10 protein-coding genes are annotated in these 14,942 nt (G+C 60.6%); 9 read left to right on the top strand and 1 reads right to left on the bottom strand.

Annotated elements, in window-relative coordinates; translation table 11 throughout:
• The first annotated feature begins 4 nt into the window (after positions 1-4).
• The 9 genes from ABTV68_RS13485 (at position 5) to ABTV68_RS13445 (ending at position 11,585) form a co-directional block, all read left to right on the top strand.
• Positions 5-544 carry a hypothetical protein gene (locus tag ABTV68_RS13485; protein ID WP_433674222.1) on the top strand — a complete coding sequence of 180 codons (540 nt, stop codon included), beginning with the start codon at positions 5-7 and terminating at the stop codon, positions 542-544.
• 178 nt (positions 545-722) lie between these two features.
• On the top strand, positions 723-1,715 hold the full coding sequence (locus ABTV68_RS13480) for a HamA C-terminal domain-containing protein (RefSeq protein ID WP_433674221.1): 993 nt from the start codon (positions 723-725) through the stop codon (positions 1,713-1,715).
• Entirely contained in the window at positions 1,716-4,388 is a 2,673-nt protein-coding gene (locus tag ABTV68_RS13475; protein WP_433674220.1) for a DEAD/DEAH box helicase, read from the top strand. It abuts the gene before it with no gap.
• A gap of 1,107 nt (positions 4,389-5,495) precedes the next feature.
• Positions 5,496-6,284 carry a Hachiman antiphage defense system protein HamA gene (locus ABTV68_RS13470; protein WP_433674219.1) on the top strand — a complete coding sequence of 263 codons (789 nt, stop codon included), beginning with the start codon at positions 5,496-5,498 and terminating at the stop codon, positions 6,282-6,284.
• Positions 6,284-8,746, top strand: a complete 2,463-nt coding sequence (locus tag ABTV68_RS13465; protein ID WP_433674218.1) for a DEAD/DEAH box helicase — start codon at positions 6,284-6,286, stop codon at positions 8,744-8,746. Before ABTV68_RS13470 ends, ABTV68_RS13465 begins: the two co-directional genes overlap by 1 nt.
• Before the next feature lie 53 nt (positions 8,747-8,799).
• Positions 8,800-8,940, top strand: coding sequence for a hypothetical protein (locus ABTV68_RS13460; protein ID WP_433674217.1), 141 nt, complete (start codon positions 8,800-8,802; stop codon positions 8,938-8,940).
• A 2-nt stretch (positions 8,941-8,942) separates the two neighbouring features.
• A complete protein-coding gene (locus ABTV68_RS13455; RefSeq protein ID WP_433677613.1) occupies positions 8,943-9,461 on the top strand; it encodes a PhzF family phenazine biosynthesis protein in 519 nt (172 codons plus the stop codon).
• Complete coding sequence (locus tag ABTV68_RS13450) at positions 9,403-9,900, top strand: deaminase (RefSeq protein WP_433674216.1); 498 nt, start codon at positions 9,403-9,405, stop codon at positions 9,898-9,900. The genes ABTV68_RS13455 and ABTV68_RS13450 overlap by 59 nt, the downstream gene beginning before the upstream one ends.
• 335 nt (positions 9,901-10,235) lie before the next feature.
• A complete protein-coding gene (locus ABTV68_RS13445) occupies positions 10,236-11,585 on the top strand; it encodes a hypothetical protein (protein WP_433674215.1) in 1,350 nt (449 codons plus the stop codon).
• A gap of 132 nt (positions 11,586-11,717) precedes the next feature.
• On the opposite strand, the gene ABTV68_RS13440 is transcribed toward ABTV68_RS13445, so the two are convergent.
• Positions 11,718-14,786, bottom strand: a complete 3,069-nt coding sequence (locus ABTV68_RS13440; protein WP_433674213.1) for a hypothetical protein — start codon at positions 14,784-14,786, stop codon at positions 11,718-11,720.
• Between the last annotated feature and the right edge of the window lie 156 nt (positions 14,787-14,942).

The raw sequence follows: 14,942 nt of genomic DNA, 5'->3' as shown, positions 1-14,942 counted from the left end.
GACCATGACGACCGAGAGTTTCCATCGATTGACAAGTGCCGTGATCGCTGCGTCCGTTGCGAACGCGTGGGCCGCAGCAGTCTTGGAGTGGGACGTCACCGAACTCGAAGAAGACCCCACCGGGAGCGGGGAATGTGCCTGCGGTCAGCAGGAGCTGGTGCTGCTGTTCACCATCACGAACAAGCACAACGGCGCCAGGTTGTACCCGATCGGTAGCACCTGTGTACAGAAGTTCGGCCGCACCGACCTCAACCGCCAGGTCACCCTTTACAGCGACCTATTCCGCCTGCGCGCCGCCATCCTCAATAACACGCCCATCACGCTCACCAGCGACTACTTCTCCCGAGCGATGATCGAGTACCTCAACGATCAAGGTGCCTTCACCCCCGACCGGTGGGACGCCGATGGCGGGTACGAATTCATGCTCGACATGTTCAACAAGCGCAAGAAGGACGAGATCACCCGGCCGCAACGCGCCAAGATCGCTGTGCTCCTCAACCGGAAGGTGATCCCGTTCGTCCTCGCAGACGAAAGCCTGGGCTAGCAGGGGTCGCGCATGTTGCAACTCACCGTGGCTGTGCCGCCGTAACCATGTCCCACGGCTACGCCTCGTCGGGGCGCACGGGGCATGTGAGTTGTTGTCGACGCGTCGCGGTGCCTTCTGCTGGGGAATCCGCCATTGTTGGAGCTGACGTGGTTCTTGCTGAAGTGGGGAGTTGCCAATGACGGGGACACCGGAACCGATACTGCCGCTGTCGTTGCTGGCCTCGAACCGAGAGCAGTTCAACGCCGTCTTCTACGAGCCAGTGACGGTCGCGCTGCAGACGAAGACCAACCTGCACCTACATGTGCTGCGGGTACAGAACGGCGACTTCGATCTCGCCGCGCTGTACCGGGTATTGAAGAACAACAGCGTCGCATATGTGCTTTCGCGCCTGAACTATCAGAAGGCGCTGGAGGATCCGGGGCGGATGATGGAGGTGGCGACGAAGGTGCAGTCGCAGTTCCGCACGCCCGACGACAAGGCGGGCGAGGGCGGAGAGGTGATCCTGTACTCCCTACTCGAGGGGCACCTGGGCGCGCCGAAGATCCTCTCGAAGATGGAGGTCAAGACCAGCAGCGAACACTACGTTCACGGGTCGGACGGCGTGCATCTTCTGCGAACTGGGGAAAACAGCTATCAGCTGATCTTCGGGGAATCCAAAATGTACGGGGATGCCGGTACGGTCGGGTCGAGCGCGAAGCGCGGGATCAAAGCCGCCTTCACCTCCGTCGGCAAGGTACACGAGGACGGGTTCGACTTCGATACCTGGTTGGTGCAGTCCGAGCTGCTCAAGGAGGAGCTTGACGAGGAGAAGCTGGCGCTGCTGTCAGCAATCTTGCTCCCGTCGTCGGGAGGTGGCGACGACGAGATCAAGAAGCACAACGCCTTCGGCATTTTCGTGGGCTACGAGGTCGACGTGAGCGACCTGAAGGTGGAGGACATGGAGTTGGACGCAATCGAGAACGAGCTCCGCAAGCGGGCGACCGACGCGATCGTCGCACAACACGACCTCATCAAGCAAGAGATCACGGATCGCGGACTCGGGGTGTACCCGATCCACATGTATGCCGTCCCGTTCGCAAAGCGAGGCGATGGAGACAAGGCTCACGGCATTGAAAAGATCCGATTTGACCTGGCAGCGCAGCTCGGAAACCACGAGGCAAAGAAGTAGATGCCTGGTCAAATCGCAGCCGACGCGCTGTCGGACATGATTGTCGCCCGGCAGGACTACCAACAGGACCTCGCCGCCATCGAGACCGCCGTCTCGGAAGCCTTCCTCACTGGAGGCACATCCTCTGAGCTCACCGATGAGCAGGTGACTCGCCTGCTTCGATTCGCTGACATCATGTCGCACTCGACGCAGCCCAGCTACCGCGAGAGCGCGTACACCAGCATTGCATTGCTACGGGAATACGAGGAGCTCGTCGGGCTCTCGGATCAGGTGAGCACCCGCGCCGCAGCGGTCGCGACAGCAGTGCTGATCGAACTTGGCAACTTTCCTGGCCTTCGAACGCTGTCCAACGCAACGGACTCGACCTACGTACTGCCGGTTTCACGGGGCATACTGCGCGCCGCCAAGGAGGTGATGCAGGCCACCAAGCACGGCACCGCGACGCTCACGGACACCCAGTTCCAAATCGCTGAGCGCATGCGCGGGGAGGACTTCTTCAGCTTCTCCGGCCCAACCTCTCTCGGCAAGTCGTTCATTCTGAAGGACGCGATTTACGACATCGTCTGCCGTTCCGATCTGGACCAGCACTGTATCGTTGTGCTCGTCCCGACCAAGGCGCTCATCGGGCAAACCGCCGCTGACCTTCGGGAGTTGCTGAAGGACGTCCCGGAGGTGAACATCGCGACCTTCCCGACGCTCCCGCTATTCCTGCGCCGTACCTACCCTCGCACCGTCTTCGTCCTCACCCCCGAACGGTTGCTCCGCTACCTGTCAAACGCCGTACGCGATATCGACTACCTGATCGTGGACGAAGCCCAGAAGGTCATCTCTAAGAAGGACGCACGCTCGTCGATCTACTACCACGCCATCGTGGAGACGACCCGCCGATTCGCAACCAAGCTGATCTTCGCATCCCCGAGCATTGAGAACCCAGAGTTGTTTCTTGAACTGTTCGGGAAGGCGACCAACGGTGCGCTCGCAGTGCGCGAACGCACCGTCGCCCAGCAGCGTTACTTCGTGGACTTGGTCGACCGCGCGCAGTACTTCCTATCCGCAGCCGGCGGCGGGGAAGGGAAGCTGCAGGCGGCACCCGATGCCCGCACCCCGATCGACCTGGTGACCTCTCTGAGCGGTCAGCGGAAGTCAATCGTTTACATCAACAGCTCGGCGAAGTCTGCCGAGTTCGCACTGGAACTGGCTAAGACGCTGCCGAAGGTCACGGACCCCAACATCACCGAACTGATCAAGTTCGTGAAGGAGCACATCCACAAAGACTACTTCCTCGTCAAGACCCTCGAGCACGGAGTCGCGTTCCACCACGGAAAGATGCCTCAAGAGGTACGCGAGAAGGTCGAGGCCTGTTTCTCCGATCCGAAGTCGCAGCTGCAATACGTCGTCTGCACATCCACCCTTCTAGAGGGCGTCAATCTCCCGGCCAAGAACATCTTCGTGCTCAATGACAAGCACGGCCCGGCCGGCTTCGGAAAGATCGATTTCGAGAACCTCGCCGGCCGTGCCGGGCGACTCACATACGACTTCTCCGGCAACGTCATCTGCGTACGCCATGAGTCGAACGGGTGGAGCGAAACGCAACGCGAGCTGATCCCGCGTGGCGAGCCGATCATCGCGGAGAGCTTCCTTGTCAATCCTGGCAACAAGCGCAAGGACTTCACCGATATCGGACATGTGCTGCGCGGCGATCCCATCCCGAGTAACCCGTCCAACGATGCCAAGCGCACTGTCGAGCAGTACACGTCGATTCTGATGCTTCACGTTCTGGGCAGGCAGCAGACACCATTGCGCGCCCTGTTCCTGGAAAAGGTGAAAGACGGTGCCAAGCTGCTCGACCGCGCCGTCGCGTCGTTTACGGGGTCGGAGGAGGTGCTGCGCCGCGCACCTGGCATCCAACCGAAGTATCAGAACGCGGTGTGGGACGATCTCATCGAAGGTCGAGCCGGTGCATTGGTATCCAGCGACACGGTTGATCTCGATTACACGCTGTTCGAGCAGGTGCTGATCCGCCTCGGCACCTCGTACAACTGGATCGTCGAGGAGTCGGGCGGCAACGACGACCGGCTCGTGCCTGCCACAGAGCCTGGGTACAGTGCACGCCTGAGGTACTGGGCGATGTTGATGTCGTACTGGGTGAAGGGCGACCCGCTCGTTCTTGTGCTTAGTCGCACGATCGCGTACCACGCCGAGCAAGGCACGATCACCTACCGCGACTGGTCACGAGACCCTTCGCTGGTAGTCGAGCGCTTCAATGCTCGCGACCCAAAGCACATCAACCTCATCATCGAAAAGACCATGCGGGACCTCGAAACCGGGCTCCGCTTCAAGATCATCAGCTACCTCGAGAACTACTACGACCTCGCCGTGCAAGCGATGGGCACAGACAGCGCCGGTATCAACGTGGCAAAGCTCGTCGAGTACGGATCGAGTGATCCACGCGTCATCAACCTGCAGGAAGTCGGCTTCTCCCGTGGCGTCGCACTCGACCTCACCGGGACGTATGCCAGATACCTCAGCTTCACTCCGACCGGAGAACTCGAAGCAATCGACGTCGATGCCATGCTTGCTCTGGCAGACGTAGCGGAAGAGATTCGCGAGGAACTCGAGAATATCCTGCGCAAGTCGCCCGTCATTGCTGACGAAACGATGCCCAACGTATGACGACTTCGGAGCCGGTGGCAGCGGTTGCGCGCTTTCGCTGGCGCTCGGAAAGGTTTCGCGTGCGAAAGCTGGTTGTGTCGATGAAATGTTGACCAGGGCGGCACACGCCGTCTCGTACCTTCTCGACAGGTCGTCCCCTTTTCGCGCACCCGGGTATCTCGGATGGTGACTCAACTCGATATCAAGCGCCGGGACCTGGCCGGGACCTGATGCATGCAAACCATGCAATCCATGAAGTGAAATGAGGCCCTCGGAAGGGCAGAGAGGCCCGGAAAATCAAGGATTCGGGTCGAACCGTCTACCTGGGGGTCAAGGGGTCGCAGGTTCAAATCCTGTCAGCCCGACCGAGAAGTCCCGGAAACTCAAGGGTTTCCGGGACTTTTTCTGTAGGTGGATGTGGTGCGGTCATCGATAACCCATCACTCGGCCCTCTCACAGGCATTTCCGGCCGTTGTACCGCTCCCGCTGGTGGGGAGTTACGTACCTATTCGCTTACCCCTGGAAGATGGAACCGCTGCTCGACGTGGGTGGTCGCAGCCGCGCTGGGAGGTATGCAGCGCTCGATCGAGCAGCAGCGCGCCTCCTATGCGCCGGTCGTAACGGATCATGTACCACTTCCGCCCGATGTTCCAGGCGCGGAAAGCTCGCTAACGACCGATGGGAGCTACTTTCTTCGGCGCCGGCGCCGGCGCCGGCGCCGGTGCCGGTGTCGGTCGCGGACGGCGATGCGATTGCGGAACTGCAACGGGAGATGGTGCGTAACTGCCCGCATTCGATTGTTGGGGAGCTGACGCTGATGCTCGTCTCAGCGCCAGAGCGCAACACGAATGCTGGGCCCAGCCGACGCCTGTCAAGGTCGATCGCAACCTTGGACTTTACCTCGAAGCGACCACAATTCCGAAGGCGGTGATTCGCGTCAGATTGAGCAAGCCCGCCTACTGGGGCAGACTGCGGCGTGAGGTATCAAGCGAGGCGTCCTCGGCTGCAAAGGCGTAGCGGACCGATACTGTGGGATCAGTAGCCCGACATTATCATCTGCAAGGAGATTGCATCGGCCATGAACCGCTTGGGGAGAAGCGTTCCGACTCAGGGAATCGCATGGACGGAGTGAGAGTCATCGCCGTCGACGACGCGAGCATCCTGGTGCTCGAAGAAGTGACCCAGGAGATCGAAGACACGCTTAAAATGAGGCTTGTCGAGTACTGCTATGGGCGTGTGAAGGCGGCTGAAGATCCCGACTACTACTCGCTCGACCTGACAATCGACGAGTTCTTCGAGCTATACGACACGAAGAGCGAGAACACTAAGCTCGGCATTGCCGGGGAGTTGATAGTGCACCTTCTCGTCCCTCACGCTCACGAAAAGCTTGTGTCTGCTGCGCTTTACCTCAACAAAGAGGAGCGCGCGATCAAGAAGGGATTCGACCTCACCTTCTACGATGACCACGATGGGGGCCTCTGGTACGGCGAGGTCAAGGCGGGGAAGGTGTCTGACACTCAGACAGCAGACAGCAAGGTGCGCGACCTCATCGGCGTTGCCGAGCGTAGCTTGCACGAGATGTTCACGTCTGACGTTCGCAAGAAGCGCTGGGATGCAGCGCTCCTCGACGCAGACGCGACGTTGCAGAGCGCCAACGCATCGAGCGTCAAGAAGCTCCTTCGTGCGGATTTCAAGGCCGTCCGCGGAGGCGGAACCGCGAAGGTGCGCGCGCTCCTGTGCGGGGTCGTAGTGCGAGACTTCCTACTCGACGAGATCGACTCAGAGACTGGCACGGCGCTGATCGAAAGTGTTAAGGGGCGCGGTCGCTTTGCAGATCTTCGGTTGCTGCTCATCCAGCAGTCGGACCTCGAGGACCTAATCGAAGTCCTGCGTGCCTTGGTCGGAGCGCCGGACTGATGGCCGTGGACATTACGTATCGGAAACTCCGAAATCAGGCGAACCTCGAAGAGTCGCGCTTTCTTGAGCTCTACACGAGCATGAGCCTCGGACAGACGATCTCGGACGACCAGTACCAGGAGTTGCTTTCGTATGCCGTGATCTTCCTTCGTCAAGGCGACGCGACCGTCGAGCGACTTGGCTACCGCATCGCGCTGCAGTACTCGCTTGACACCGCGGACTTCGAGCCGCTGCTGGACATCGCGGATCACCGTGAACTGATGCCCGTCATCGTCGCGATCCACGCAGCACACCCCGAAGTGCTCGAAGATAACTCGTTCCACCGTATGCTCGGCGTCGCTCACAGCAAGAACTTCACATCGGACGGAATCACTCGTACCCGCGAACAATTGGCGCTTCGCGCGTTTAACAAGGTCGCTTCGCACGCCGCTATCATCGCGCCAACCTCATACGGCAAGTCCGAGATGATGACCGATCGCGCCCTTGCCTCCCTCCCTGGTGCGGTCTGCATAGTGGTGCCATCAAAAGCGCTAATCGCGCAGACAAAATCCGAACTGGTCCATCTCATGCGCCAACGCGACGTCTCGGCGCGCGTTATTTCTCATCCCGAGGCGTACAACGGCGAGTCATCGTTCGTTGCCATCCTCACGCAGGAGCGGCTGCACAAGCTTTTTGTCGATAATCGAGGACTCAAGATCGATCAACTGCTCATTGATGAGGCGCAGAATGTTCTGTCAGACGACCCTCGTGCGCTTGAGCTTTCTCAGGTGATTCTCATGGCGCGTGCCCGTAAGGGCGACATGCAGGTCGCCTATTACACGCCGTTCCTCGAGAACCCTGAAGCGCTCCGACACGTCAATGGTGCGGATGAGCTGGTGCGTGCTCGCACGGTAAACGAACAGGTCAAAGTCGAGCAATTCTTCGTGGGTGCACCCGGAGAACCCCTGTTCGTTTTCGACCAGTTCTTGGCTCGTCCGTTCGAGTCGTCGCAGACGGTTCCGGAGGATGATGCCGACGCGGTAATCGCCTTCGCCGGTCCCCGCACTATTGTGTACCTGAACAGGCCTCGCGATGCTCAGGACTTGGCGCGCCGTATCGCAAGCAAGGTGAGTTTCGCGAGCGACACGATCACTCCTGCAGCTGCCAAGGCCATCGAGGCGATCAGCGACCTCGTAGACGAGGACTACCTCCTCGTCGACGTAATCCGGAGCGGTGTCCTCTTCCACCACGGACAGATTCCCGAGGTGCTGCGACAGTATGTCGAGAACCTCTTCCGGGAAGATCAGTCTTCGGAGAATCGCTTCCTCGTGACGACGTCAACCTTGCTGGAGGGTGTGAACACGCCTGCGGACACGATGGTCTTGTTGTCACCCGATCGGGGACGTGGCTACCTAGCGCGATCGTCCTTTAGGAATCTTGTTGGTCGCGTGGCCCGGTTCAGCCAAATCTTCTTGCGGGACACGCCAAAACTCGAGCTACTGCTTCCGAAGATATACGTCCTCAAGAGTTCCTACGCGCCGAAGCGCTGGAACCCGTTGAGCTGGCTCGAGGACCGAGCTGACCCTTCGAAGTCGGCGTCTGATCCGGTGGAGAATCCACTTCTTGAGTCTGGTCCGGTCGATCAGCCGCGCATCGAAGCACTCGAACGGCTGGAGAACATTGAGCCGGGTGCGTCCGGCCTTGAGGGGGCCCGGACTGCGCAGACCGAGCTCGGCCGTCTCTGTTTCCAGCACGGCGTCCATGACTTCGATGTGTTCCGCTATGAGCTCCTGATGCAGGATCGGGTGGCGGATCGCGCCGGCAGTGCAGCCTCCACGACCGACGACCTGGTTGCATTGATCGTCGATATTTTCCTTACGGGTGTCGAGCTTGGCCGTCCCACAGATGACCTCGAACGATTTCGAGACCAGCAGGGAGCGCGCAACTTCTATGCCATGTTCCTCGGCTGGCGAGCAGAAGGCGATCCTCTGAAGCTCATGATTGGGCGCTATCTGACGCACTGGAGCCGTCAGCAGGACGATCTGATCTGGGTAGGGTCGAAGTGGGGTGAGGTCAAGCGCTTCGCGACAGAACACACGAGTTCCTACGTGAACCGTTCAATGAAATCGCGCGGCGCGCTCGTTAACCTCGCGATCGTGCGGATCAAGGCCGAACTCGACTTTCTCGACTATAACCTCATGAAATACCTGGAGATACTGTTCTCGATGGACCTGGTCGAGGAGAATTTCTACCTCAAGCTGAAGTACGGCACCGCAGATCGCTACGTGATTGCGCTTCTGCGCAATGGTATGTCTTTTGAGCTCGCACACCTCATCGCAGAATCCTATCGGGAGTTCGTTGGAGCGGATACTGCTGCGAACACGATCGAGCTTCGCCTAGGTCTACTCGAGGCGATGGAGTCGGCGAACGTTAATGACATCCTGCTCTTCGAGGTGCGGGGACTGATCGGAGCGCAGGCTTGATCAAGCGAGTTCGAAAGGCTATTGCAGAGTAGAAGAAAGTGAGGCGCGACGCTGTGCCCGTCGAAGCGACCGCGCCTACCTGGGATTTCAGCGCGCTCACGCGCGAGTTCATCGAGGCCGAACCCGCGCAGTACGTCCAGGCCATCGCCTCTCTGTCCGAATCGCACGGTCGACAGAGGGCGGGCTTCGCGTGACGATGCGCCAGTCTGCACCGCGCTTTCTCGCTACAACGGACGCACGCGAAGATCTGGAACGGGCACTGGGCCTCGGGTCGGGTACGGTGCGCCGTGATGTTCCCACGCAGGTCGTCAGCACAGGAGCGGAGCATCTCTTGGTGGCGGTTGACTCTGTCGTGACCGTGGACCGGGCAGTGCCCGAGCCCACTGTCCTGAAGCGATTCTTGGCATCGGTCGGCACCGAAGGGTGTTACATCTACGCGCTGATGCACGATGTGGACAGCGATGCGCCGGATGCGTATGCGCGGTTCTTCAACCCCACCGTCGGCATTGCGGAGGACCCGGCCACGGGAACGGCGGCTGGACCGCTCGCCGCGTTGCTGGTGCGCGGCGGGCACGTCGGATCGAAGACGAACATCCGCATCGAACAGGGCACGGCGATCGGCCGCCGGAGCCTGCTGGACCTGCACGTCGCGGGGGATGTTGTCGAACTGTCGGGATCTGGCGTTATCGCTGCTGAAGGGACGCTGTTCCTATGACCACCGGTCTTGCGAAAGAAGCACTGCTTCGCCGTGCGATCGAGCTCGCCCTCACCGCGCAGCAGTCGGGCAACCCGCCGTACGGGTCGTTGCTCGCCGACAGCGCCGGCATCATCGCGGAAGAGACGACACTACGCACACGGATGATGACATCACCGCCCATCTCGAGTTGAAGCTCGCACGGTGGGCCGCGCAGAACCTCACTCGTGAGCAGTGCGCAGGCATCACGATGTACACCAGTTGCGAACTGTGCGCCATGTGCACGGACGCCATCGGGAGAGCCCGCATCCCACATGTCGTGTTCGCTCTCTCCGCCGCGGTGCTCGCCGAGATCAGGCCCGAAGGAGTTCCGCTGCTTTCCGTCCCGCCGCGCACTGAGGGGCCGCTGCTGGAGGCCGAAATTGCTGCCGTCGTGCGCGGGTACGATCTCGACTTCTGACTCCGAGAAACCTATCGCGGGTCACTGATGCGTCCGAGGCCGCGGCTCACCTGCTTCGATCGGTCAGCGGTCTAATGGACGCAGGTCACGGGCCTCGGGACCCGCGCGGAGGCCGTGAAATTTGGGGTCAGGCACGTAATTCTCGACCAAAACGTAGTTGGGATTGTGACAGCTACCATACGGTACATCTAGCCCTGGTGGCCAGGCTGTGTGTGCTTGGGGACTTAGGCTATCCGCTAGAACGGCGTGCAGCATCCGTGTGATCAAGGTCGACGCGGCGTTTGCTTCACTGACCGTATACTTCGCCAAAGGAGGCGGCACGAAAAGGGGCAGGCGTGGGCGTTATCGACGACTTCGTAAGCGAGTATGAGCGGCAGTTCGACTTCTGGGATGCGTCGGCGCGCATGGCTCGTGGCCTGTTGGAGTCCGCGCTCGCGAGCTCGGGATTGCGCGCCATAGTTACGAGTCGGGCCAAGTCTGTTGACCGTCTGGCCGACAAGCTGCACGCGCGTAGTCGTAAGAAGCCGTACACATCCGTTGCTCAGATCCGAAGAGACATTGCTGATCTTGCTGGCGTTCGGGTGGCGCTCTACTTCCCCGGCCAGATGGACGAGGCGGAACGAGTCATCAGAGCAACACTCGATGTGCAGCAGGACAAGCGCTTTCCGCCCGATGGTGCGTCAGTCGGCTCGGGGGTGGGCACGCCTGAGACCGTCACGGCCACAGGTGAGCAGCCACCCTCGTCCGGTACGTCGGTTCACCGGCAGCGGTTCTCCGGCTACGGTGCCCGACATTTCCGTGCCCTCATTCCCGACTCGCGTCTAGGCCCAGGAGAAGATCGCTACGCGTCAGCTCTCGTCGAGGTCCAGGTGGCTTCAGTGCTCATGCATGCCTGGTCCGAGGTCGAGCATGACCTCGTGTACAAGCCGCTGGAGGGCGAGCTGTCATCATCGGAGTACGCGCTTCTTGACCAGCTCAATGGACTCGTGCTTGCTGGTGAGATCGCCCTTGAGCAGCTTCAGAAGGCCGGCGACGCGCGGGTAACGGTCGCTGAAACACCGTTCCGGAACCATTACGAACTGGCTGAGTTCCTCCGCTCCCGGCTGTCGGCTCGGGACGTGGACCTTACCGACGCGACTCTAGGACAGGTTGACGTGCTCTTCGATTACCTCGCTGAACAGCACTCAGCAACCGCCTCCTCGGTCGAGCCTTATCTCGATTTGCTTGAGCGAGACTTTGAGCGCCGACCGGTAGCCGCGCAGCTGGCAGATCTCATGCTGTCCGGGAACGAGTCGCGCTACAACGCGTATCTGAGAGCAATGTCAACTTCGCGTCATCCGTCGAATCGTCGACGCACTACGGTCGCAAGTTTGAAAGCTGACGCCCCGCAGCCGCTGGCTCTGGGCGAGTTCGTGGCCGCTTGGGTGCTGCTAGAGACCTTGCTCAAGGATCTTGCGCAATCAGACGAGGCGAGGTTGCCACCGCTGCCAGTGCTGTTTCGGCAGCTTGTTGCGCGAGAACTGATCACGCCTGAGCAGTACACAGAGTTGAACATGATGCGCGAACTGCGGAATCGAGTCATTCATGGGAGGGGGGCCGACGCACCTTCGGAGCGATTGAGCGAAGCGGCAGCGTGGCTGCGCGACTTGACGCGGACCATCGAACGCAATGCTGACGGGGGCTAGATTGGGGCTGCGCTGTCGCCGGCTCCGTGCAAGCTCCGCGGATGGACGGTGCCATCTGGGATCTTGATGTCAGTGGTGACGCTTCTTGATGTGCTAACTGCGGCACGAGTCGAATTCCCGGATTGGCCGGACTCAGTGGCTGGCTGAGGTGAGATCCGGATCAGACTCAGCGATGAGCGGATCGTGTGGGGTGTCGTCCTCCCAGTAGCGATACCGCTCGCCGAGAAACTCCAAGAGTGCGTCCGAAGGTATTGGGCCCACATGGATAGTTAGGCCAAGGGTTGCCACGCCAGCTCCGGCGGCTGACGCGAGGTGGAGTCGGAGTGTATCTTCATCGAAGATCTCCGGTGAAAGCAATGGATCGGTGGCGAGTGCGGGCGCGTATGCCAGGGCGATGAACGCTTCTCGTTGGGCGTCCGTCATCTGCCGAGTCAGAGTCATTCCTCGCGATGCCGCGCGGTGGTTGATGACGACGTTTGCGATGGCGATCAGTAAATGCCAGTCGAGCCACCCTTCCGACTGGAGGCGTCTTGCGGTGCGGTTGAACTCCGCGTCGGCGAGCAAGGATGCGAGTGTTGGCCCGATCACCGCCGGGAGTGTCTTGTAGCGGTAGGCGATGTTCTCAAGGATCTTTTCGTTGTTCTTCTCGTAAGTTGACGCGAGATTCTTCGGCCATTGCGTTTCGGGGCTGGGATTGACGAGCTCGACTGGGGTGCTCCAGCCAATGGGAAGCTCGGGGCGTTCGGACAAGACTTGGATCTGTTCGGCGGTGAGGAAGTCGGCTATTTCGTCATAGGGGCGGACGATTGCGGACTTGTGCATAAGGCCGCTAGCGAAAACGGTCTCCATGAGGGATGAGAAGTCTTGTTGCGAGAGCAGGGATTGGCTGACGAGGAAGTGCATGACGGCGCCGACGGTCTCGAGGTGTATTGCTTGGGGGTCGCAATCAGCAGCGGGGGTGAGGTGCAGCTTCCATGCTCCATCTGATGTTTGTTCGATGGTGCCGGCACCGCCCTGACCGTTGATCGCGTCGGCGTCGATTTCGATGTTCAGAGTCCCGCGAAAGAAGTGCGGATCGTGCCGAGCGAAGTCCGCGAGGACAACTTGAGCTGCGGCGATGAAACGTTCAGTGACTAGGACCGCCTCACGAGCGTTCGGGCATCGAACCGCCCAGGTCAATCCGAGCGCGCTCCAGTGATACTTGCGCCCCGGACCAACATCGCTGAAGAGCCGGCCCATCCCGGATCTGTCGGTGATCTCAGCGATTTCCTTCTCCGTAGACGTGGGGAGTTCGCTGACAGCGTCGAGCATGCCTGTGATCACTGGCATCAGCCCGGAGGGCTCGAGGATTGACTCGAGCAGCGGCACGAGGGTTGGGCGAACCGTATGGGCAGCGCGGAGGATATGACACTGGTCTTGCAGCATGTTCATCAGCGCTGGATGACTGCTGAGGCTCATTGGGTCTTCGAGGTAAGCGTGTTGGGCGAGCACACCTAGATAGAACGTGTGTGTGGCTGTCAGAGACTGGCCAGCGTGGTGGTCGCAGGTGGCCGCGATGAGTAGCCCGTCTGCCGTGTACCGGTTCAGCGAAGCGTCGGTCGCGCCACGGGCTGCGACAGCGGCGGCGAGCGCGTGTTGCTTGGCGGCGTGCGGGAGGTTCAGTTGGTAGTAGATCTTCGCTGCGAGCAGCAGCATGTTGATTCCGCCCTCGATTGTGTCGCCGTGCCACCAGTTGATCTTTGCTGCGTGAATTTCGTGGAGCGCGTCGAGGAGCTGTCCCTCACCGTGGAACTGTAAGGCGCGATCAAGAGCCCGGTCGCCACGCGCTCCTTCGCCCTCTACCCGTTCGATAGCTGCGTCGAGACCGTCACGCACGTGCTCGTAATGGGGGTGCTTCGCCAGCTTTGTTGTGTAAAGGCCGAAGATCTCCGCGGTGTCCCTGACCGGAAACAGCGGCGTGTCTTCGAGGATGTCGACGAGAGCGCGCAGCGCGGTCATGCCTTTGTCAATGTCGATCAGTTCGACGCTGGACATGTCTGCCGATCGGATTCGGTCAAGAAGCGCAGCCTTGGTTCCGGAGAACGGAATCACCTCACCATCCTCATGACGCAGGTCAGCTGGATACTTCTGGTGCAGCGCTAGGTATGCCTCCTGCGACAGCAGGAGTGCCCGCATGTTCGGGTAGGGGTCGGCAGCGAGCTGATCGTCGATGCTCTTGACAAGGGTCTGGTGCCAGGCCTCTAGCTCGGAGCGTGAGATGTCCGTGATGCCCCGGAGCATGGCTCCGTAGCCGAGATCCAGCAGCATTGTCGCGTCGCGAAGAATTCCGGGATCATCGAGTGTCTCGGGGACAAGCGAGAAGAATGCTCGTACGTGTCTGTCTGCCGGGCGCAGAGTCTTGGTGCCCCGCATCGTGGCCCACGCGATCTCGAACTGCGCGCGGATAGCTACTTCGTCACTGTCGGCATGCTCAAGAAGTGTTTCTGCGAAAGCGAGCCACTCGGGCAGATCTGGCATGAGCGCCGGGTCTGTGCTTGCAGATCGGAGTCCGTCACGCAGATCGATGAGGTCTCCCAGGCTGGATGCGGGGAGCGTCCTGGCTAGCCATCGAGTCAAGTCGTTCTCATACCATTCGGGTCGCGGCGTGGCGGATGCTGGCCGTTCGGGGGCAAGCTCCGCTGGCAGGTGGAGATAGTCGACGGCGAGGTGGTATAGGTCGTGCTCTGCGAGCTCCTTAGAGATCGCGACGGCGTCCCAGATATCGAGCGCGACGTCGTGATCAGCGCGTGCTTGCTCCTGAAGTTCGTGGCGCTTCCCGACGGCGACCGGTGCCAGGGTGAAATACACGACGCGGTTGACGATCTCACCGCGGCCACAAATCGACTGGATGTCGGACCGGATCTTGGTGGTGACGTCAGCTTGCTGCGTCGTGCACGCGAGGACGACGTTCTCGTCTGTGGCGCCGACGATGAAGAGCGACGTCAGCCCCTCCTCATTGGTGAGGTTGGTCCAGTAACTTTCCGCGTCACGTCCTTGGTCACCGCCGGCCGCAACGGGCCCGGTTGCTGGCATGAGGTTGGTCGCGATGCGCCTTCTAGCGAGTCCTAAGCTGATCGTCTCGAAGTCATGGTGTGAGTTGGTCTCAGTGAGCGTACCCAGCCCAAATCGGATGCGTCGCTCAAGTTCTGTTGGGCTAGTCATGGGCCAAGTGTCCCGCGGGCCACGGACACTGTGCGAGCAGAGCCCGAAGCCTGCCCGTTGCGTACGGGGTAGCCGGGTTCGTTGTGGCCGATACGGATTAGGGATCGAGCGCGCATGAGTCGCGTGGCCCGGTGATAGCGGGGGCTACTACTGGAT

Source organism: Microbacterium gorillae, from assembly GCF_050990725.1.
GTDB lineage: Bacteria > Actinomycetota > Actinomycetes > Actinomycetales > Microbacteriaceae > Microbacterium > Microbacterium gorillae_A.
Note: the sequence above shows the minus strand (reverse complement) of the source record. Positions and strands in the feature narration are given on the sequence as shown.